The following is a 22,336-nucleotide window of genomic DNA, read 5'->3' as shown; positions in this document are numbered from 1 at the left end:
CATGCAAGCTCTTGTATCTATCATAATGCCGGCCTACAACGCAGCCAAATATGTAGGTGCTGCTATCCAGTCTGTACTTGATCAATCTTATAATCAATGGGAATTGATCATAGTGAATGATGGCAGCCGGGACAATACTGATGCTGTCATTCGACAATTCAGCGATGACCGTATTGTCTATTTTGAGCAAGAAAATATGGGGGTAAGTGGCGCTCGAAACAAAGCGCTATCTGTTATGCGAGGTGATTATTTCTGCTTTCTGGATGCGGATGACCTCATGCCGACTAATAGTATTTCTTCGAGAATAGAAAAGTTCCGAATGGAGCCAAACCTATCCTTTGTAGATGGAAAGGTAATCTATAAAAATGCGGATTTATCAGAGATCTTAAAGATCTACTTACCTTCTTTTAATGGTGAGCCATTTGATGAGCTGGTACAGCTAAAGGACACTTGCTTATTTGGGAATACCTGGATGGTCAAAAATGAGCCGAATATTCAGTATGTATTCACCCCGGGGCTTACTCATGCAGAAGATTTGTCATTTTATCTATCAATCAGCAAGGGCCGGAAGTACAGCTTTGTGGAAGATGAGGTACTGTGGTACCGCAGAACGGGAAATTCTGCGATGACCAATCTCAAGGGATTAGAAAATGGCTATGTTCATGTCTATCATTTGGTGAAGGATCTGGGCGTTTCTACTCACCGGTTAAACTACTTGAAAAGAAGAATTACCAGGATCATGAGCTTATCGTGGCTAATAGACGCAAAAAATCCGATACAATCCGTTTTATCATTTTTTAGAATGCTGAGATTATGAAAAAAGGATGCATCGTATATATCTACAACTCTTTTCGAGACCCGCTCTTTCAAAATTTGATGCTTCAATACATCAAAACACTGGCTAAGGAAGGAGTCAGATTTCACCTGATTACCTTCGAGCAGCCGCAGTATGCTATCGCTAATGAGGAGCAAATTGAGATAAAAAAAACACTAGCCAAAGAAGGAATACACTGGCATCCATTTGTGCATCGGACAGGTCGTTTTTTGATTGTCAAAAAACTTATCGATTTGTTGTCCGTATCGCTGTCCATCCTACGATTGAAGCTTTCATCGCAAGTGGATAGCATTTTTGCCTTTGCCAACGTGGCTGCAAGTCACAGTGTCATTTATTCCAAATTGCTTGGACTTAATTTATATATCTACTCTTACGAACCGCATGCTGCATTTCTCGCCGAACTGGGAATTTGGAATGTGAATGGGCTAAAATATAGACTCCTCAATTTTTTTGAGCGACTAGCTGCCAAAAACGCTAAAGTGGTATTTACAGGAACAAAATATGGCGTAGAACTAATCCAATCCATTAGCCCAAACACAAAAGCAGTTCGATTGCCCACGTCCGTGGATGAAGAAGAATTTCGCTATCGCGGAGATTCTGCTCAGGCTTGGAAGGAAGAAAATCAAGTGACCCAGCGGGACATCATTTTGTATATTGGGAAGTTTGGAGACTTGTATTACCCCATAGAAAAGCTCGTTTCCTTTTATGAAGCACTCCACAAATTAAATTCTAATTACTTCTTCGTACTCGTGACTTCTCTTGACCTATCGATCGTACATGCATGTATTCAGCGCTCGACTATTCCAAAAGACAGTTTCTATATAGATCAAAATGTGTCCAATGAGATGGTCAAGGTATTGATATCAGCAGCCGATGCGGGAATGAGTATTGTACCTCCACTAGAAAATCAAAAGTACCGCTCGCCTACCAAAGTGGCCGAATACCTACTTTGTGGGCTGCCTTACGTGACTTGTAGAGGAGTCTCTGAAGATGACCTTGTAGCTGAAAAAGAAGAAGTAGGCGTAGTCATCAGTGATCTTGATGCTACCGCGGCTCCTGTGGTCCATAGCGCTGTACAACACTGGACACAAAACAGGGATCTAATCAGAGAAAAATGCAGAGCGGTTGGGGTCAGCTATCGTGGGAAATCAAATGTGGATAAGGTATTCAGGGAGACTTTTTTTGACGACTAGCTAATAGGTCTTCACCAGCCATTCCAAAATTCCGACAGGTCGGAGTCGAAGGCAAATAAATAATGAAATTGATCGATGTGAGAAACTACCACTACCAACGCAGCAATACCTCTGAGGGCGATGAGTCCTTCAAAATGGGTGGGCTTGTTGGTCATTTACTTCGCCTTTTCATATATTGCTTTATCTGGCCAGCAAGTATTACTAATAAATAAGGCAATTACAACTATAACTTTCAATGTTGACCTGAATAATTGTATTCTTCAAGAGGTAGTACTCGACCCAAGTATTAAATTAATCCTTTCACCTATCTTCATATTTTAATAGCGCATATTTCATCAAATGTTATTCAGTAGTGCCGTTTTTCTATTTCTGTTTCTGCCGCTTGTATTAGGCATTTTTTATTCGGTTCCGGTCAAGTTTAGGCATATCATTCTGCTCCTGGCCAGCCTGCTTTTTTACACTTGGGGAGAAGAGAAAATCGTCTTGGTCATGGTCACATCGATTTTCGTGGACTACTCTTGTGGATTACTGATAGCCAAAGGTCATAAACGCCTGGGGCTCATACTTTCTGTACTTACCAACCTATCCTTTCTCGGCTTTTTCAAATATTTCAATTTCACGTTCGATAATTATCACCAACTGATCAACTGGTTGGGAATGGATCAGTCCTGGATGATACAGGTGCCCACCATTGCACTACCGATCGGAATCAGCTTTTATACTTTTCAGACCATGTCGTACACCATAGATGTATATCGTGGCAAAATAGAAGCACAGCACAACTTTCTCAAGTTTGCAACATTTGTTTCCATGTTTCCTCAGTTGGTCGCAGGTCCGATTGTGAGATATATAGATATCAAGGATCAATTGAATTGCGATCAAACCTCAATAAAGAAATTCGAATCGGGGGTCAGGAGGTTTATCGTTGGCCTGTTCAAAAAAACCATGATAGCCAACTCATGCGCATATGTGGCCGACAGTATTTTTCAAATACCCTTTGCTGATTTATCTACAACATGGGCGTGGATAGGAATCATTTCGTACTCCTTTCAGATCTATTATGATTTTTCGGGGTACTCAGATATGGCTATAGGATTGGGTCGAATGTTTGGGTTTAGCTTCCTCGAAAATTTCAACTACCCATACATATCCAAAAACATCCGAGAGTTTTGGAGGCGATGGCACATTTCTCTTTCTTCCTGGTTTCGCGATTATCTATATATCCCTTTGGGTGGCAGTCGCCAAAAAAAATATCGAGTACTCGTCAATTTGATCATTGTTTTTTTTATCACGGGATTATGGCATGGCGCCAGCTGGAACTTTGTAGTCTGGGGCCTCTTTCATGGGTTTTTCATATTATTGGAAAGAGCTTGGCTAGATCGACTTCTGGTTAGACTTTGGTCACCATTACAGCATCTATATACCCTACTGGTGGTCATCGTGGCATGGGTATTTTTTAGAGCAGATGATCTCACTGGCGCGATTAGTTATCTTTCAAAGATGTTCGTCTATTCCGTAGGCGATGCGGCTACCAATAGCTATTTATATTTCTTTCACGTGAATACAGAAGTAATTTTGATCATGCTGACCGCAGCTATCTTCTCTTGCCCGGTAGTCTTGAAACTGAAGAAACTTATTCCAGCACAGCTAGGTCAGAACAATTCCAATTCTAAATACATCTCTGCCGGTAAGATGATTTTTTATGTACTGCTCATGGTCATATCTATGGCATTTGTCTCCTCTGATACCTATAACCCATTTATCTACTTTAGATTCTAGTATTATGAATTCTCAAAACTTATATAGATATGCGCTGATAGGTACCTTTCTGATTATGATCTGGTCACCGCTCATTGGTCTCCTTTTTGGCGAAATCCAAACCGAAAGCAAGCACCCTGACAGGGTAACCGGCTTTAACTTCTCTACAGAAAAGTACGCTGCTACTGCCTATGGTAGCTACAGAATGCTAATGGATTTCAAAAATGAGTCCGATCAATATTTTAGCAAAAATTTTCCGTTGCGTACTAAACTGGTCTCACTTTTCTTGTATATCAAATCCGACCTCTTCGGTAGCAACCCGCTACCAGAGAAAGTAGTAGAGGGACGAAACGGTTGGTTGTTTTTGGGCAATGAAGATGGCGATGTGATCAAGGAATCGGTGGCTATGGAGGTGTTTACAAATTCTGAACTTACCCAAATAGAAAGGAACTTAGAGAGGCGTCATCATTGGCTTGATTCCTTACAAATAAAATATTATGTAGCCATCGCTCCCAACAAACACAATGTATATGCTGAGCAGCTCCCGATCGTAAGGAATACCCGAAACACCAAACCAGAGCAAATCGAAAACTTGCTGCAGCAGCAAGCCAATATTGTCGACTTAAAGTCAGGATTTGGATCAGGATCTCAAAATCTGCTCTACTATAAATCTGATACACACTGGAATGAAGAAGGTGCATATTTGGGCTATTCGACATTAGTAAAAGAAATAAAAACTGATTTTCCGGAAGTCTTCCTGATCCAACCAGCTCACCTGATCAGAAATCAATATCAGTTTACCACCGGAGATTTGGCAAGAATGCTGAGTCTACCCTATTCAGAGTCACATTTTTCACTTGAGTTTTCATTCGAGAAATCTGCACAATTGCTCCCTGATCAACTGACGGTTCCTGATAATTATAAGCGATTGGCCGATGCCTACGAATCCCGTCACAGGACTGATAGAAATCCATTAAAAATTCTGGTATTTGGTGATTCATTCTTTATCAATATGAAAAAATTTATGATAGAAAGTTTTGGTGAAACCATCATAATCAATGCGTACAAATTCGATAAGGAAATCATCCTAAAAGAGCGCCCTGACGTCATAGTTCATGAAATAGTAGAACGAAATATAGATGTGTTGCTAGTGCCTTAAATTCAGGAAGATTTGCTGCCTGATAAATTGATCGGGCAAGAAATTCGCAGGATATAATGAAAAAACGCATACTTATTGGGTAAATAGGTCATTTCATCGAAAAATTGGACTAATACAACCTGCAATTAGATAATTTTGATTTATTAAATAAAACGTGCAATCTTTTGTAGCATTTTTTGCACAAGCATTTAACCTGTTAAATAGTGAAAAAAGGTTGGTAAAGGACAAGCTCATACAGATCTCTCTTTTTGCACTCAGCATGTGGGTTCAGCAGCTCTATGCCCAGTGCCCGACAAGTGCATTCGTGACTAACAGCACTTTTTGCTTGGGAGAAGCAGTACCTATCACTAATAATTCTGTTGATGCCACATCATATACCTGGGATTTTTGTTCAGGCGAACTGGAAGAAACGTTAAGTGTAAGTACGCTCATGACAGTTACACCTGCGACCAGTACCTTTGATATGGCCATCGTAGTGGACGACAATGGAGTAACACATGCTTTTGTCACCTCTTCCGGCACTGACAATCTTGTCCGCGTGGATACGCTTATCAATTATACTACGGCACCTACAATTGTCGACTTAGAAACAACAATAACCGATGCTTCCGGGATCGATATCATCAAAGAAGGTAGCAGCTGGTATGGATTTGTTTCTTCTACCTCTGGTGCTATTTCCAGGCTCACGTTTAGTGATCTTTCTCTCCCTCCCGCCGTCGAGTCACTTACAGGACTCACTGCGGTCAGCAATAGTCGTGGCTTAAAAGTAATCAAAGAAGGCAGTGACTTCTATGTGCTAAACGTAGGTGGAAACTCTTTGCAGGTCATAAAATTTAATGGAGATATTCTTGATGATTCATATTCTGAATTGGTCACTACAGTCACAGGTGCCTCATTTGCCAATGGTATTGACGTCTACAAAGAATGCAATACGTGGTATGGTGTAGTTACCAGCGGAGTGGGTGGCTCCCACCAAATTGCCTTTACCAGTGGGCTTGATATTGCCCCTACGACCAGCGCCATCACAGGAGCTCCTAATGCTGGTGGTGTGAGTATTCTCTATGAGGCTGAAAAGTATTATGCTTTTTCAACCAACATCAGTACTAAGAATGTGGTCCGCTTCGATTTTGGCAGCTCCTTGGCCATCGAACCAACTCCAGTAGATATCGGAAGCTACTCGCTATCTACTTCCACTGCTATGGAGATTGAATTTATCAATGGCCGACATTACGGATTTATCCTGGAGCTTTCAACAAACGAATTGAGTGTAATGTCTTTCGATAGATCTTGTGATCTTTATTCTAATGATGAAACCCCGACTGGCTTCAGTTATTCGGAATCCGGGTCATATGATATTACCCTGTATGCTCATAATTCTAATGGGAATACCACCAGTTCGACTCAAACCATCACAGTCAACTCAACACAAGCCCCTAACATAGACTTCTCCACAACGAATCAATGTATCGATCAGACCAATACGTTTACTTCTATCGATGATGCCGACATTAGTACCTACTCTTGGGATTTTAATGAAGATGATACTGAAGACAGTACCAGCCCAACGCCTGTCTACGATTATTCTCTCGACGGTATTGGCACCTATACCGTTACGCTCGATGTAGTCGGCAACAACGGGTGTTCGAATTCTACTTCTCATGACGTCTCCATCTATGATGCCCCGACGATGACCCCAGATTATGATTATGCAGCTGCAGTTCTTTGTACCAATACGGAGTTCACATTCTCAAACATGACCGATGACACAGGATATGAAGAGGTGCTGGCTTACTATTGGAACTTCAATGATGAAGCCAATTCTACAGAAGCGAATCCAACATATACATTCACCACAGCCGGTACCAAAACCGTCAGCTTGACAGCTTTGATCCCGGGATGCTCCACTATGGTTTATTCCGAAGATATAGAAATTCTGGAAGGTCCGTCTGTCAGCTATTCTTATACCAACAATTGCTATGGTGAGGCCATAGCATTTACAGATGAATCTACCGGAGCGAATATCACTGGATACTCCTGGGATTTTGGCGATGCCAGCGGAACATCTACAGATCAAGATCCCGATTACACTTTTGCCTCTACGGGTGATTATGAGGTGACTCTTACCGTGACCAATATGGCAAGTTGCGAGAATTCAAGTAGTCAGACGATCACTGTTTCGGATGACCCGAAAATAGATTTTTCTACCGTAGACCTGATTGAGAACTTGCCTACTGACTTTACCAGTATTGACTTGACTCAGGCTGATGATGCCATCAACGGCTGGACTTGGGATTTTGATGGACTAGATACTTCCAACGATCAAAACCCCAGTTATACCTTTCCTAGTCCAAATGATTATACAATCAATTTGTCCGTAACTACCGTACAGGGCTGCAATGATTCGGTAGAAAAAGACATTACAATAAGCGAATCCTCTTGCGCCATTTCAGCGTTCGACATTTCTAAGACCATTTTTTGCACCAATGAAGAGTTGGACCTGACCAATAACTCAACGAATGCTGCTTCATATACCTGGGATTTTTGCTCGGGTGAGTTAGAAGAAGCTTTGAGTGTAGAAATGCTCGCCGAAGTGACTCCTGTAACCACGAGCTTTGATATGGCAATAGTGGTGGATGATGATGGGGTAACTCATGCCTTTGTCACTTCTTCCGGTACAGACAATCTAATCCGGGTAGACACACTCATCAATTATAGTACAGCACCGACGGTTGTCGACTTAGAAACAATTATTACTGGTGTTTCTGGGATTGATATTATCAAAGAAGGGAGTAGTTGGTATGGATTTGTTTCGTCCACCTCCGGCGCTATTTCCAGGCTAACGTTTAGCGATCTTTCTCTTGCTCCTTCCGTCGAACCACTTATAGGGCTTACAGCTGTCAGTGACAGTCGTGACTTGAAAATCATCAAGGAAGGCAGCGACTTCTATGTCCTTAACGTAGGCGGAAGTTCTCTACAGGTTATTAAATTCAATGGCGACATTCTAGACAATTCATATACCGAAGTGGTCTCATCGGTTACGGGCGCCTCATTTGCCAACGGTATTGATGTTTATAGAGAATGTGATACTTGGTACGGTATAGTTACTAGCGGATTGGGTGGCACCCATCAAATTGTTTTTGATAATGGTCTCGAGGTGGCTCCCACTACAAGCTCCATTACAGATGCGCCTAATGCAGGAGGGGTAAGTATTCTCTACGAGGCTGAAAAATATTATGCTTTTTCGACAATTATTGGCAGCAGTAATGTGGTTCGTTTCGATTATGGAAGCTCATTGGCCCTCGAACCTACTCCAATAGATCTGGGAACCTACTCGCTGGCTACTTCGACTTCTCTTGAAATTGAACGTATTGATGGCAAACATTACGGGTTTATCATGGAGCTCTCAACTAATGATTTGAGTGTAATGTCCTTCGATAGGGCTTGTGATCTGTATTCTGTGGAAGAGACGCCGACAAGCTTTAGCTATTCGGAAGCAGGTACTTATGATATTACGCTTTACGCCCATCATGCCAATGGAAATGCAACCAGCTCAACCCAAACGATCACAGTAAGTACTGCCGTGGCCCCGGACATAGACTTCTCCACCTCCAACGAGTGTTTAGGTCAAACCAACACGTTTACTCCAGATATTCAGACGTATGCCTCATATTCCTGGGATTTTGATAGCGACGGACTAGAAGACAGCAATGCTATCAATCCTGATTTTATACTTGGAGCGAACGGCGATCACTCCATTGCACTTACAGTCAATGATGGCACTTGTTCTAACCGAGTAGTGGAGACGGTTACAATTTATGATACACCACCAACTCCGTCGTTTTCATATACTACTCCTTCAGATCCAACCCTGTGCTCGGGCTCAATATTTTCATTTACTAACTCATCTGATGAATCGAATCATGTAGGAGCAACCATTTCTTACGATTGGGACTTTGGGGGTGAAGGCAGCAGTACTGACTCAGATCCAGACTTTACGTTTACAGATTCTGGTACTCAGAATGTCGAATTGACCATGTCGATTCCTGGCTGCTCTTCGCAGGCAGATCAAGATATAATTCTACTCGCCGGACCGACAGTTGATTTTTCCTATGAAGACAAATGTCTGGGCGACGTGACCGCGTTTAGCAATCTCACAACAGGCGAGAATATCACAGGGCAAGTATGGGATTTTGGTGATTTGAATGGTACGACTGACCTATCTCCTTCTCATGAATACGAGGCAGCGGGTGACTACAGCGTTTCACTTTCAGTAGAAAACGCAGTCGGATGTAGCAATACCTTGATCACCTCTTTGACCATAGATGATCGACCCACAGCTGATTTTAGTATGGGCGTCGGATGCGAAGGACAGGTCGTAGGCTTTGAAGATAAATCCAGCGTCAGTAGCGCCAATATAGACTTCTATACCTGGGATTTTGGTGGGCTCGGTAGTTCGACGCAAGAGGATCCTTTGTATATATTCGATACGATAGGTGATTACGAAATCAACCTTATCGTTGAAAGTACTTTTGGATGCACCGATGAAATAACAAAAAATTTGAGTGTGCAACAGGCGCCGGTAGCCGACTTCAGTATTGATCTGGGATGTCTTGATGCCACTACACAATTTATCGACCAAACCGTCACTGAGGAAGAGAACCCCATCAACGTTTGGTATTGGGTAATCAATGGTGACGTAGTTCCCAATACTCAGAACCCAACCGAAATATTTGATACGGCTGGCGACTACTCTGCCTCACTCACAATCACTCCGAGCAACCTTTGCGTAAGCTCTATTACTAAAGAATTCACTGTCCATGAGCTTCCTGTAGCCGGTTTCACAACCTCCAATCTGTGCGACAATGAGTTTGCAACGTTTACCGATGCATCTACCTCATCTACTACTTCTATCGAAGCCTACAATTGGACTTTTGGTGACGAAGCCACTGGTAATAGCAATCCAGCAGTGTTCAACTTTGATGAAGCTGGTGATTACGATGTGACGCTGACTGTCATAGATGAAATAGGGTGTGAAAGTACAGCCCAAAGTACGGTTACAATAAATACTTCTCCAGTTGCGGCATTTGAGGTAAACGAAAACATTGGCCAGGTTCCATTATTAGTAGAGTTCACCAATCAATCAGACGGAGCTACCTCGAGCTATTGGCAATTCGGAGACAATGACCAATCCACAAGCAGCGAAACGAATCCCTCTTTCACATATATCGAGCTTGGAGATTATGAAGCCTCTCTCGTAGCTAGCAACGACCTGGGCTGTACTGATACGACGACTTTTGATATTACAGTAGCCGAACCGATCTTGGATTTGGAACTGGTTCAGATCAGCAGGGAAGTGTCAGAAGGGAAAATCAACCTGACGCTAAGTGTAAAAAACAGTGGCAATGTAGTCCTGAATGGGTTTGACATTAGAATAGACCTAAACAACAACGCGTCAATCTATGAGAGATATACTGGTGAGATTAGAAGAAACGAAACCATCACCTATATGCTGAACTTTACGCTATCTGAGGTCGGCAATAATATAAAATATACTTGTATCAGTGTACTTGATTTGGAAGATGCTTATGAGGATATTGATGAAGTAAATAATGAAGGCTGTGTTAATTTTGATCAAAATCTAATCATAGAAGACTCCTATCCAAATCCTGTAAGCAGCGGAGATTCAAATATAAGATTGAATTTAATTTTACCTGCAAAAGGTCCAGTACAGCTCTTTTTGATGGATGCCTCCGGAGGCAACCTATATCAGACCATTCATACAAATACTGAAGCAGGGCTCAATAGCTTTTTCATTGATATATCTTCCTTCAAACAAGGCATGTACTTTATCAAAGTTGTCTACGACAACAAAACGTCGACTCAAAGGTTTGTGAAAATATGATCCTTCAGGTCATCATCAAATTATTTTGACCGTTATACGACATTCCAAATAATATCAGCAAAAAAATCCTTGAAATGTCCGAAAGCAGTCATTTGCCTGTTAAGGGTCGTTTTTTGATAAGGTAGCTTCTTTTCAGGCTTGTTCTCAGAGAGTCAGATAACCACCCGATAACTCGAATAAAAAATATTCTATTGAAATAATATTATTTGTGTATTGAGATAGAATAAATACTAATCTTACTAATTTTGAACCGAAGAATATTTTGCAAATGCTAATGATCGGCAACACGAAAATCGACAAGACAGACCGGAAAATTCTAAAAATTTTACAAGCCAATGGCAAAATTACCAACGCCAAGCTTTCAGAAGAGATAGGATTGTCTCCGGCCCCGACTCTGGAAAGAGTCAAAAAACTGGAAAACTCTGGTATTATCAAGAGCTATCATGCGGAACTGGACTCTGCCATGCTAGGCCTCGGTGTCAATACCTTTGTACAGGTTTCTTTGAAAGGGCATAACAAGCCAAACATCGAAACTTTTCTGGCTAAAATCAGAGACATAGAAGAAATAATAGAATGTCACCATATCACTGGATCAGGTGACTTTATTCTGCGAATTGTAGCCAAAGACATAGCCTCCTACCAGCAACTGATGTTGGAAAAGGTTAGCGATATTGATATTGTCGATAGCTTGCAGTCTATGGTGATACTTTCTACCTTTAAAAATAGTAAGGAAGTACCCGTACCAGCAGATAACTAAGTCTCTATGACAAAAAACAAGAATTTGATTTTGAATGCCATTCAGATCGATCAGCGTATCGTACGAATGGCATACGAAATCTATGAAAACAATCTCGGAGAGAAGCATCTCATCATGGCAGGAGTCTCTGAAAATGGTTTTTTATTTGCCTCCAAAATGAGTGAGGCGCTAGAAGAAATATCTCCACTAAAAACATCCGTAGTTCGAGTCGACATCAATAAGGCGGCTCCGTTCACTGATGAAGTCCAACTCAATGATGTAGCGGAAAAAGAGCTCGAAAAAAAATCTATCGTACTGTTTGACGACGTACTAAACTCAGGAAAAACTGCAGCTTTCGCTCTAAAGGCGTTTCTAAATACTAACATCAAGAAAATAGAAGTGGCCGTCATGGTCAACCGGAGCCACAAGGCCTTCCCTATTTATGCCAAATACAAAGGCTACGAGCTGGCTACTACCATCAACGAGCACGTAGAGGTTATACTCAAAGGCAAAGACAAAGGAGTCTATCTGTACTAGCTTTGCTTAAACTTATCTCAGGGTCGCTCTTCCGGATATAAAACCACCTGTATGTATTTCTTCGTATCCAGATACTTCTGAGCCACACGTTGAATATCTTCCTTGGATAGATCTTCAATACGCTGATCAAGCCATTTTACATCCAGATAGTCATATGCGTTGACATGATAAATCTTCAAGACATTCATCCAGTAGTTATTAGTTTTCCATTTGAGCTCCTGTTCACGGCGTTGAGCCTCTTTAATTTTATTGATGTTTTCATCAGAGATACCCTTCTCCTGAATCTCGCTAATCGCCTCTAATGCTGCCACCACAAGGCTATCCACATTATCAGGACTACAAGGAAAACTGATCGAGAACTCATAATTCTCATAAGGGGATTTGCTTGCCGAGGCAGAAGCTCCCACCCCATAGACACCCCCTTTTTCTTCACGCAATATTTCGATCAGTCGAATATCCAGCACTTCGCTCAGGCACCTTAGATAATAGGCCTCCTCTCTACTATACTTAAACTCATCCGCGAATATCATATTGACGCTACTTTTCGGTTCGGATCCCTTATATATTTTTTCATTCACCATCCCCGCTGGAGGTCTGATGCCCCGATCTACCCATTTTTCAGCCGAAGTGGGAGGAATCGAACCCAAATACTTCTCAAGCAACGGAACGATCACACTTTCATCCACATTTCCCACCAACCAAAAAGTAAAATCACCAGGGCTGGTAAATCGCTCCTTGTAGAAAGCCAAGGCTCTATCCAAGTCGACTTGCTGCAGATCATCTACCGTAGGAATACCTCCCCCACGGAAGTGATTTTGAGAGAGAATTTTTGCCATCTTGTCTTGATAATAGTAATTAGGATCAGACATTACATTAGCCAGGAAGGCCATATTCCTCTGCATGAGGGACTGAAAGGCCTGTTCGTCGCGCCGTACTTCTGTAAAATACAGATATACAAGCTGCATGAGTGTCTCAATATCGTTGGGAGATGCGCTGCCCCGAAACCCTTCTTCCAGATCACTCAAATAAGGCTGGATTCCTACAGATTTGCCTGCAAGCACCTTCTGTAGATCTTTATAGGAGTATTTGCCTATTCCGCTCAACCCAACTATGTTGGTAGCAAAAGATGCAGACCAGTAATCTTCGTCCTCCGCAAGTGAGATACCACCGTTGCGATACGCCATAAACTGAATCTCATCATTTTTATAATCGGTAGACTTAATGAATATTTTCGCGCCATTAGATAGCTCTAAAGTGGTAACATCCAGGTGCTCTATAGAGGCTCTCTTGACAACCTTTCCAGAAACAGGTTCGTCACTAATCAATTGATCATCCAGTACGATATCTTCGATTTTTTCAGGAGCGCTTTCATCCGAAGCTTTTATCCAAGTCAGTAGATCATTTGTGGTAGGTAGTTTGACACCTTCTTTGTCAGGAGCGGTCAGATATACCACACGATTATCTTCCGTGATTTGCTCACCGATTATACCATTGACTTCGTCAAGAGTAATCCCTTCGAGGTACTTTTTTGTGAAATTGTATTCGTATACAATGCCCGGTACAGGTTCTTTCTCCAGAAAATGTCCCACCAGCTCATTTACCATTTGGACCGACTCTGTCTTATCTCTCTCCTTATAAGCACTTTCATAAGCTTCCATCAGGTTCAGCTTTTGTGTCTTCAGCTCTGAGGCTGTAAACCCGTGAAGCTCCACTCGCTTTATTTCGTTCATCAGCGTGCGAATACCACCTTCTATGTCATCCGGTTTTGGAACGGCAAAACCGGAGAATGCATTTTTACTTCTGGTGATAAAGGAACCTATAGAAGTGGAAGCGTATAAATATGGAGGATTGGCTTCTTGCAGCAAATCTCTTAGGCGCTGATTGACCATGGAGGTAAAGAGGGATTGTACCAGAGCTTTCCTATAGTGCGCCCCGGTCAACATGGGTTTTACCTCTGATTTGTACATCACATTGAATATAATATTGGTGGCCTCCTTATCAGAGGCCACTGCCACCAGTGGTTCTGTATTGTCAGGCACGTCAATCTCCACTCTAGGACGAGAGTTTTTCGGATTTTCAAAAGTTGAGAATTTTTCCTTGATTTTCAACTCCATTTGATCCACATCGATATCTCCAACTGCGATGACTGCCATCAGGTCAGGGCGATACCAATCATTATAAAATCTTTTGATGACCTCTGGGCTAAAAGTTTCCAAGGTTTCTTTAGTTCCAATCGGAAGACGTTCAGCATACTTCGAGTCTTTAAAAATAATAGGCAAATATTCCTGAATCATGCGCATCTGTGCACCTTGCCCTAATCTCCATTCTTCTATGACTACACCTCGTTCTTTTTCGATCTCCTCAGACTCAAATAGTAAATTTCCACCCCAGTCCTGTAGTATGGTCAAACCCTGATCGAGAATTTTTTCATCATCAGAGGGTATGGGCAAAATATAGACCGTTTCGTCAAATGAGGTATAAGCGTTTAAGTGTGCACCAAATTTCACCCCAACAGACTGGAGATAGTCTACCAGCTCGTTCTTCGCGAAATGCTCAGACCCGTTGAATGCCATATGCTCGGTAAAATGTGCCAATCCCCGCTGATCATCATCTTCCATCACAGAGCCCGTATTTACTACTAGTCTCAGTTCTACTCTGTTTTCAGGTTTTAGATTCTTCTTAATGAAATATTTCAGCCCGTTGCTCAGAACCCCTTGCCTCACCGCACGATCAAATGGTATTGTCTCTTCGAGCGCAAGATTCTGACCTTGTACTCCAAAGGAGGTCAACAAAAAAACAAGTATTAGGAGCTGTCTTATTACAATATTCATAGTTAGAAATTAATAGATCTTTAAAATTAGGTTGATAATTAATGAAATAGCCAAACACTTTGACCGAAGGCAACTTCCCAACACGAGCAGTAGATTATTGTTTCAGTCGGAAATAGAAGGACGCATAAGTTCTGTTCAATTTCACGAAAGTACAAATTCCATTGACATAAGTGTGAGTATTCCGACCATCTTCTGAGTACAGCGTATAGACAAATTTCTCATCCTTCTTCAGCGTAAGATACTGGGCAAACTGCTGCGAGAAAGTCTCCTCTCGATCACCAGGCACAGAAAAGTATACTTCTGGGACGGAGTAAGTGATGGGGTCAGTACCCATGCTTTCTTTATAGCCGTTGACTTCTACGATATACTCGTTGTTTTCAATCCAGATTTCAGATTTTGTTCGAGAATTGCCGTTGAGTTGACTCTCTGCAGCACCACTAATCAACCGCCCGCCGACATAAAGCTCGTCGAGGCGATAGTTTACCTTGAATGTGAGAAGCATTTTGATAGAGGTCTCACTTTCAATAGAATAAAACATGGAATCTCCTACTATGCGCTTTTCAGCACGCAGGGAGCCAACTTTTTTATCTCCTTTGATTATATCATATTCTAATATTTGCGCAGATACAGAATGCATAAAGCATCCTAAAAGCACAGTAGTAATAAAAATGAAGATTGTTTTTTGACGGGGTAGGAAAATCGTCGTCATTCGATAATAATTACGTTTTGTCTTCAGAATATATCGCGAGGAAAGTTAGTCCAGTTTTGCTAAACGAGAATCTTTAATTGATTAAATTTAATAGCATTCTAAAAATCTAATCACATGGCGACAAAACACTACACCAAAGATGACGTGACTGTCAAATGGCAATCAGATCTCTGCATTCATTCTGAAAAATGTTTTCACGGACTCCCAAAAGTCTTCAATCCCAAGCAGCGGCCTTGGGTGAATATCGACGGGGCCTCTGCGCAGGATATTATTGATCAAGTCAAAAAGTGTCCTTCCGGAGCGCTCTCCATCGCTGGCGATGCAGAAGCAGCTACCATGAGTCAGGAAATAATAGTAGAAACCATGCCCGATGGACCACTAATGGTCTATGGCAATATGAAAATAAAACATGACGGCCAGGAAATCCTGAAAGACAGTAAAGCAACTGCTTTTTGTCGCTGTGGCGCTTCTGACAACAAACCCTACTGTGATGGATCGCACAAAAAAATTGATTTTAAAGGCTAACATTTAGCAGTATCTTTGCGCCATGAGCGAGGCAGCAAGTATGACAGATCTTAGAAAATCATCCAAAAAGGAAATTTCTGAATTCCTGATTGAAATTGGTGAAAAACCCTTTCGTGCCAAACAAATTCACGAATGGATTTGGAAAAAATCTGCAACATCCATCGATGAGATGACCAACTTGTCACTTGCTACCAGAGATAAACTCAAAGAACACTTTGTAATCCGCCCAGCCAAGGTGGAAAAAGAACAAAAGAGTAACGATGGTACCATCAAGTCTGCTCTAAAGCTTCATGACAACCATTTGATAGAAAGCGTCTTAATCCCACAGGACGAACGAATGACCGCCTGCGTTTCTTCACAAGTGGGCTGCTCTCTTAGTTGCAAGTTTTGCGCTACCGGATATATGGATAGAGAGAGAAATCTAGACGCTTCGGAAATATACGATCAGGTAGTAGTCGTGGCCAGGCAGGCAGAGGAAAATTATGAAAAGCCGCTTTCAAACATCGTCTATATGGGTATGGGAGAGCCGCTGCTCAACTATAAAAATGTGATTGATTCCATCGAAATGATCACCTCGCCCGATGGACTGAATATGTCACCAAAAAGAATAACGGTCTCTACCGCGGGTATCGCCAAAATGATAAAAAAGCTTGCCGACGATGAGGTAAAGTTTAATCTGGCACTTTCTCTTCATGCCGCCAACGACGAAAAGCGGAATAAGATCATGCCTATCAACGAATCCAATACTTTGGATGCGTTGCGTCAAGCGCTCAATTATTTTTACAAAAAAACCGGGAATAAAATTACCTTCGAGTACATTCTCTTTTATGATTTCAATGATTCCTTGCAGGATGCAAAAGAATTGTACGAGTTTTGGAAAAGGGTACCTGCCAGGATCAATATCATTGAATACAACCCTATCGCGGAAGCCAGTTATAAAAATGCAGATGCAGATACGCTAGACAATTTTACTCGATTTCTCACAAGTAAGGGAGTAAACGTACATGTGCGACGCAGCAGAGGTAAGGACATAGATGCGGCTTGCGGCCAATTAGCGAACAAAAATTAAAGCTTCCTGGCAATCACCTGCGCCAAACTCAGCTTATCCTTGAGCGCTCCGAACCTCTCAGGATCAATCCTGCCATATAAGGTACAAATTTCGAGATACTCCTGATTTTTGATTTCAACGCCAAAATCATTGACAATCCTCATTACCTCGCTCGTTTTGTCGTAGCCGTATTCAACTTTGAAATCTTCCTTGATTTCTACCACCTCCACGTTGGCCTGACTCAGCGCTTCCTCAGCGGCAGTCTTGTATGCTTGTATTAATCCGCTAACTCCCAATTTGGTGCCTCCGAAATACCTAACCACCACAATCAGTACATTAGTCAATTCAAAAGATCGGATCTGGCCTAGTATAGGATCACCGGCCGAATGATTGGGTTCCCCGTCGTCGTTGGCACGAATCTGCTCTTGGAGCCCACCTCTAATCACATAGGCATAGCAATGATGTCTGGCGTCATGATATTCTTTTCTTAAGGCTTCTAATCTCGACTTGACCTGATCAAGGGAATCTACGTGATAAGCCAGGCTGATAAACTTGCTCCCTTTCTCTTTATAAAACCCTTTGATCTCTGACCGTATCGTTCGGTAAGATTCAGCCATGGTTAGTCAATTCTTTCTAATCCTGCTTCACTCTCTACTGTGAGCCAATCTGTCTCATCAAGATCAATCGTTTTTTCATAATACTCAGCAGCCAAATCCAACTCTTTGTTGCGCTCAGCAATTCTGCCAAGTCCTAAATACGCTATGCTTCTATAATACTCGCCGCGATCCAAATCCTCTTTTCCACTAGATAAGCCTTTCTGATAATAGCTCTTAGCCAAAGCATCCAGGCCCTCAACTTTTTCTGTATAAACTCCTTGAAAAATCTCACCACACATTCTGAAGTAGGGCTTTTTATGAGTTTTTAATTTGGTAATTAATGGTAGGGCATTGTCATAATCTTTGAGCCGCATCAAACATTCTAAATATTTAGCTTGGAAATAATCATTCGCAGGATACATTTTGTGCAACCGCTCCAGGTAATATTTTGCTCGTGTTGTATTGTTTTCGTAGCGTAGCAGGATATAAGATAGATAAAGCGCGGCCTCAATTTTTACGATCTTGCTATGATGAACGGCACTGTCCAACTGAACCAATCCTCGATCGATATCTCCAGATTTGAAAATCCATACAAACGATTTATAAATCGGGTGACGCTCTGGATATTTCTCTCTAAAATAATTGTACAATCCAGATAGAAATAATAGCTCGGAGCTTTCAGCAGTATGCTCCATAGTTTTCTTTATCAAATTATAAGTTTGCTTGGCTTGCGACATGGCTTTGAAACTACTGCCCTCCTGTGCGTAATACTCCGCCAGAAGGCCATGAGCGGACATCTTGAAAAACATGGCTTCCAGATTGTCATTTTCGCGATTACTTATCACCTCAGACAACTCTATAGTTTTTCGAAGATACCTTTCATGTGCTTCGTAGATTGGGCTGGATGTACGGATCGGCTGATCCTGCCATGCCAATCGCATAGCTCTCATCATGGGCACTATGGGGTGATTTGGTAACAAGACCTCCAACGAATCAATGGTTAGCTCCGCCAAATCGAATTGCTGATTGTAAATAAGATCTCCACCACGATCTACCATTTCTAAGAGTTCCGAATTTCCAAAGAGTGGTTTGCTTTGCGCAAAAGTGATATTCGGTAGAGCAATACATATAAAGAATAAAAGTGACATCCTGTAATTCCTAAAATCAGATTTCACTTGTATTAAAGGGAAAGAACTAAATCGGTTTTTTTTAAGCTTAATAATCGACAAATTTGAAATTAAATTTAAGATATGATAGTTCCAAGATTATTTAACCTTCCAGCCATTGAAACTAATGCCCTAATGACTGTTGCTGAAGGTATGAATATTCCTTTCGCAATAAAACGAGTTTACTGGATAACATCCAATAAATTCGACGAAATCCGAGGAGAGCATTCACATAAGTCATGCCAACAACTCTTGGTTTGCATCAGTGGTCAATTAAATATTTCTTTGGAAGATTGCGGTGGAACAAGCTATTCATATTGCCTCGATAGCAGTTCAAAAATGGTGTTGATACCGCCTAATTACTGGTGTAAAATTGAGTACTCTAAGAATAGTGTCGTATTGGTAATGGCCTCTCACGTGTATGACGAGAAAGACTACATTCGTGACTACGAGCAGTTCAAGTCCCAGACTTTGGTATAGGATGTTAACCACCGACGTCATCTACAGCACAGAATTGCCACCCGAGACAGGTTATACAAGTGATTCGATTTTCTATCATCCAGATTATTTATCACAGCTTACTTCAGATGTCGTCAGTTTCTACGCAGTAGATCAATCTACCAGTGAACTCATACTTTCCATTCATTTTCAAATCCTGAATCAGAAGGCCGTTAGTCTGTGGGAGGCTCCATTTGGTGGAATCGAATCCAGCAAATATTCCGACCCGTCAGTTTTGTTTGGTTTTATGAATTACATCTTCGATCAACTCAGGTCTAAAAACATAAAGGAAATCATCATCAAATCTGCGCCTGATTTTCACCGCAAATTTCAACACAATCCTGAATTTTTCACCGAAAAAAACTTTGAAATATATGGCACAGACATAAATCATCATTTGGTGATTACTGAGGCCGATCCGTCAGAGCATTTCTCTACGATGCAGAAAAGAAGATTGAAAAAGAGTCTCTCTGCTAACTTCGAATGCAGGCATGAAGATTCCAGCCGATTGGACACCTTATATTCGTTCATAACCAAGTGTCGAAAACAAAAAAATCATGAGATGCCGGTCAGTTTTGACAGACTGGCAGAAGCCATCCAAAAACTTCCGGATACCTATCATCTGATAAGTATTTATGATGGCAATCAGCTGATTGCGGCTACAGTCAGCGTAGCAGTGAGCAAGGATGTATTGTACAATTTTATGCCTGCGAGCAGTCGTTCTCATGATACCTATAGCCCCATGGTTTTATTGATCGATCAGCTTTATAGATACGGTCGCGAGCATGATTTCAAGGTGTTGGATTTGGGGACATCTATGACTGGGTCTGAGCTGAATTTCAGCCTCATTGCCTTCAAAGAACGTATGGGTGGAATCGAATCCAAGCGAAATATCTATCGAAATATCATCAGCCATGACACATCGTATCACAACTAACGAATAAGTAAATCACCTAAATTTGACTTAATTCCAATAGAAAATTGGGTCTGGACTCCCATTGTAACTATTTTATCTATAAATTCGTTGCTTTCAATAGCATAATCCAAAAAGTTGAAAAAACTCTTTTCCATACTATTCTGCTTATTGTTGAGCTTATCACTCTCCGCATTTACTGAGAAAAATGCGAATGGCAATGGAGGTGGTGCATCATACGGTGATGAAAAAAATTCTGAACCGGAGACCATTGATGCCAAAGCTAAAAAAGAAGCTGAAGAGATGGAAGAAAATACCAATCCAGACGCTGAACCAGATTCTAGCTACTACTCAGTCAACAAATTCAATTTTCTTTTCTACTTTGTGTATAAAATGAAATATATGGATGAAGATGCTGAAAAGACTACTCTTAAAGATTAATATTTCCTCGCTTTTTTTCTAAATGTGGATGGGCCTCCTTCGAAGGTCACATAAATAGTAAAACTGTGTACATTCAGACTTTCTATTCCTGCACTAAAATCATTTTCCTCTGGGTCCAGGACATTTAAGAGCCCGAAGGAATACCTTACTTCTGGAGAAAATTTAAAAAGTGGTTGAAAAAGATCCAATCCCACCCCGACGTCTGCAGAAAGATTAAACTTTTCCAGCAACAGCCGCTCAGTAGAATCCTCCTCCTTTTTATTGCCTGATACTTTTATACTAGGTGTCAAGCCTGCCAGCAAGTAAATGGCTCTGTTTTCCCTTCTCACTGATTTATATTTCAAAAGGATTGGTAGCTCAAAGTAAGTTGGATCTCTAAGTTCTTCCAGCACAGAACCGTTGTCATACCTATAGTCAAGGCCAAGTTGATAAAAGCTAAACGTAGGTGCTACGCGTACATCCAAATATTGGAACAAATGAAAGTTAACAATAAAGCCAATTTTGAAACCGACTTTCTGAGTAGGCAGAATCGAATGAACCGAATCCAAAGCAGGTGTGGTAAACTCATCCGAATACTTCAATCTTAGACGTGAAGAGTGGCCGCCTATGAGAAACCCATAGTGCACTGATTGCTCGTCAAAGTTGGGAAGATTGATACCCCCAGGAAGTTGACACTTAGCATCTTCTGGAACCAAACTCAATCCAATGACAATGCACAGGACTATTTGATAGCAGTATAGATTGAGCTTATGCCAAATGTAAGTGGTTTGCATTGGGTGTTTTTGTAACCTGTTTTTTCTAAAATATCAAGAAAACCTTGACCATGAGGAAATTCCGCAACGGACTCTGGCAAATAAGTATATGCCGCATTGTCACTTGAGACGATTTTTCCAACTAGAGGTAAGATAGCTTTAAAATAAAAACCATATAACTGTTTCATTGGAAATTTGGTCGGCTTAGAAAACTCCAGAACGACTAATTTGCCGCCATCTTTCATTACTCTCCTCATATCAGTCAATCCCTTCTCCAGGTTTTCGAAATTCCTCACTCCAAAGGCAACGATTACCGCATCAAACTTATTGTCTTCGAATAGCAGCTGCTCCGAATCTCCAAGCCTCATTTCAATCTGATCCTCTACGCCTAATTCAATCATTTTCTTGCGGCCAACATCCAACATGCCTTCAGAAATATCAACTCCTATTATTTTGTCTGGATTGAGTTTTAGTGCCTCGATGGCGAGATCACCGGTACCTGTGGCTATATCCAGGATTAATTTAGGCTGATGAGATTTCAGCTGTTTAATAGCCTTCTTTCTCCAAAGTATATCAATCCCTAGGCTTAGGAAATGGTTGAGGAAATCGTAACGCTTGCTGATGTTGTTAAACATGTCAGCGACCTGTTGTTTTTTTGATTTCTCCTGATTTTTGTAAGGCAGTACAGTCAATTGCTTTCTGTTTAATTTTGGTGCAATATTAATCCGATTCGCTGA

19 protein-coding genes are annotated in these 22,336 nt (G+C 41.4%); 12 read left to right on the top strand and 7 right to left on the bottom strand.

Annotation, left to right across the window (positions count from 1 at the left end; genetic code table 11):
* Position 1: 1 nt before the first annotated feature.
* Positions 2–817: a glycosyltransferase family A protein gene (locus tag ABJF11_RS17380; RefSeq protein ID WP_348121376.1), complete on the top strand. Its 816-nt coding sequence runs from the start codon at positions 2–4 to the stop codon at positions 815–817.
* Positions 814–2,028: a hypothetical protein gene (locus ABJF11_RS17375; protein WP_348121374.1), complete on the top strand. Its 1,215-nt coding sequence runs from the start codon at positions 814–816 to the stop codon at positions 2,026–2,028. Before ABJF11_RS17380 ends, ABJF11_RS17375 begins: the two co-directional genes overlap by 4 nt.
* A gap of 11 nt (positions 2,029–2,039) precedes the next feature.
* Here the strand turns inward: ABJF11_RS17375 and ABJF11_RS17370 are convergent, their stop codons facing one another.
* Positions 2,040–2,183 (bottom strand): hypothetical protein, encoded by a 144-nt coding sequence (locus ABJF11_RS17370; RefSeq protein ID WP_348121373.1) that lies wholly within the window; start codon positions 2,181–2,183, stop codon positions 2,040–2,042.
* Positions 2,184–2,367: 184 nt separating this feature from the next.
* Between ABJF11_RS17370 and ABJF11_RS17365 the strand changes: the two genes are divergently transcribed.
* The 5 genes from ABJF11_RS17365 to ABJF11_RS17345 all read left to right on the top strand — a co-directional run bounded on the left by ABJF11_RS17365 (position 2,368) and on the right by ABJF11_RS17345 (position 12,120).
* Positions 2,368–3,807 (top strand): MBOAT family O-acyltransferase, encoded by a 1,440-nt coding sequence (locus tag ABJF11_RS17365; RefSeq protein ID WP_348121372.1) that lies wholly within the window; start codon positions 2,368–2,370, stop codon positions 3,805–3,807.
* Positions 3,808–3,811: 4 nt separating this feature from the next.
* Positions 3,812–4,945: a hypothetical protein gene (locus ABJF11_RS17360; RefSeq protein ID WP_348121370.1), complete on the top strand. Its 1,134-nt coding sequence runs from the start codon at positions 3,812–3,814 to the stop codon at positions 4,943–4,945.
* Between the two features lie 154 nt (positions 4,946–5,099).
* The gene (locus tag ABJF11_RS17355; protein ID WP_348121369.1) at positions 5,100–10,847 is read left to right on the top strand and encodes a PKD domain-containing protein; all 5,748 of its coding nucleotides are present in this window, start codon (positions 5,100–5,102) and stop codon (positions 10,845–10,847) included.
* Between the two features lie 274 nt (positions 10,848–11,121).
* Complete coding sequence (locus tag ABJF11_RS17350; protein ID WP_348121368.1) at positions 11,122–11,604, top strand: Lrp/AsnC family transcriptional regulator; 483 nt, start codon at positions 11,122–11,124, stop codon at positions 11,602–11,604.
* A gap of 6 nt (positions 11,605–11,610) precedes the next feature.
* Positions 11,611–12,120: a phosphoribosyltransferase family protein gene (locus ABJF11_RS17345; RefSeq protein WP_348121367.1), complete on the top strand. Its 510-nt coding sequence runs from the start codon at positions 11,611–11,613 to the stop codon at positions 12,118–12,120.
* Positions 12,121–12,137: 17 nt separating this feature from the next.
* On the opposite strand, the gene ABJF11_RS17340 is transcribed toward ABJF11_RS17345, so the two are convergent.
* Positions 12,138–14,951: an insulinase family protein gene (locus tag ABJF11_RS17340; RefSeq protein ID WP_348121366.1), complete on the bottom strand. Its 2,814-nt coding sequence runs from the start codon at positions 14,949–14,951 to the stop codon at positions 12,138–12,140.
* Positions 14,952–15,045: 94 nt separating this feature from the next.
* The gene (locus tag ABJF11_RS17335; RefSeq protein ID WP_348121365.1) at positions 15,046–15,660 is read right to left on the bottom strand and encodes a DUF6134 family protein; all 615 of its coding nucleotides are present in this window, start codon (positions 15,658–15,660) and stop codon (positions 15,046–15,048) included.
* 114 nt (positions 15,661–15,774) lie between these two features.
* Here ABJF11_RS17335 and ABJF11_RS17330 point away from each other — a divergent pair, with 114 nt between their 5' ends.
* The gene (locus ABJF11_RS17330; protein WP_348121363.1) at positions 15,775–16,185 is read left to right on the top strand and encodes a (4Fe-4S)-binding protein; all 411 of its coding nucleotides are present in this window, start codon (positions 15,775–15,777) and stop codon (positions 16,183–16,185) included.
* 22 nt (positions 16,186–16,207) lie between these two features.
* Entirely contained in the window at positions 16,208–17,254 is a 1,047-nt protein-coding gene (gene rlmN / locus ABJF11_RS17325) for a 23S rRNA (adenine(2503)-C(2))-methyltransferase RlmN (protein WP_348121361.1), read from the top strand.
* Here rlmN and ABJF11_RS17320 read toward each other — a convergent pair.
* A complete protein-coding gene (locus ABJF11_RS17320; protein ID WP_348121360.1) occupies positions 17,251–17,850 on the bottom strand; it encodes a YigZ family protein in 600 nt (199 codons plus the stop codon). The genes rlmN and ABJF11_RS17320 overlap by 4 nt on opposite strands.
* A 2-nt stretch (positions 17,851–17,852) precedes the next feature.
* Positions 17,853–18,977: a hypothetical protein gene (locus ABJF11_RS17315; RefSeq protein ID WP_348121358.1), complete on the bottom strand. Its 1,125-nt coding sequence runs from the start codon at positions 18,975–18,977 to the stop codon at positions 17,853–17,855.
* Positions 18,978–19,079: 102 nt separating this feature from the next.
* Between ABJF11_RS17315 and ABJF11_RS17310 the strand changes: the two genes are divergently transcribed.
* From ABJF11_RS17310 to ABJF11_RS17300, 3 genes are all read left to right on the top strand, one after another.
* Positions 19,080–19,475: an FdtA/QdtA family cupin domain-containing protein gene (locus tag ABJF11_RS17310; protein ID WP_348121356.1), complete on the top strand. Its 396-nt coding sequence runs from the start codon at positions 19,080–19,082 to the stop codon at positions 19,473–19,475.
* A 1-nt stretch (position 19,476) separates the two neighbouring features.
* On the top strand, positions 19,477–20,430 hold the full coding sequence (locus ABJF11_RS17305; protein WP_348121354.1) for a GNAT family N-acetyltransferase: 954 nt from the start codon (positions 19,477–19,479) through the stop codon (positions 20,428–20,430).
* 114 nt (positions 20,431–20,544) lie between these two features.
* Positions 20,545–20,847, top strand: coding sequence for a hypothetical protein (locus ABJF11_RS17300; RefSeq protein ID WP_348121353.1), 303 nt, complete (start codon positions 20,545–20,547; stop codon positions 20,845–20,847).
* On the opposite strand, the gene ABJF11_RS17295 is transcribed toward ABJF11_RS17300, so the two are convergent.
* Together ABJF11_RS17295 and ubiE are read right to left on the bottom strand one after the other, a co-directional pair.
* Entirely contained in the window at positions 20,844–21,620 is a 777-nt protein-coding gene (locus ABJF11_RS17295; protein WP_348121352.1) for a porin family protein, read from the bottom strand. The two genes, ABJF11_RS17300 and ABJF11_RS17295, sit on opposite strands and share 4 nt — an antisense overlap.
* The gene (gene ubiE, locus ABJF11_RS17290) at positions 21,569–22,291 is read right to left on the bottom strand and encodes a bifunctional demethylmenaquinone methyltransferase/2-methoxy-6-polyprenyl-1,4-benzoquinol methylase UbiE (protein ID WP_348121990.1); all 723 of its coding nucleotides are present in this window, start codon (positions 22,289–22,291) and stop codon (positions 21,569–21,571) included. The genes ABJF11_RS17295 and ubiE overlap by 52 nt, the downstream gene beginning before the upstream one ends.
* Between the last annotated feature and the right edge of the window lie 45 nt (positions 22,292–22,336).

The organism is Reichenbachiella sp., assembly GCF_039941815.1.
In the GTDB taxonomy this organism is placed as follows: domain Bacteria; phylum Bacteroidota; class Bacteroidia; order Cytophagales; family Cyclobacteriaceae; genus Reichenbachiella.
The sequence above is the reverse complement of the archived record's forward strand: the minus strand, read 5'-3'. Positions and strand labels throughout refer to the sequence as shown.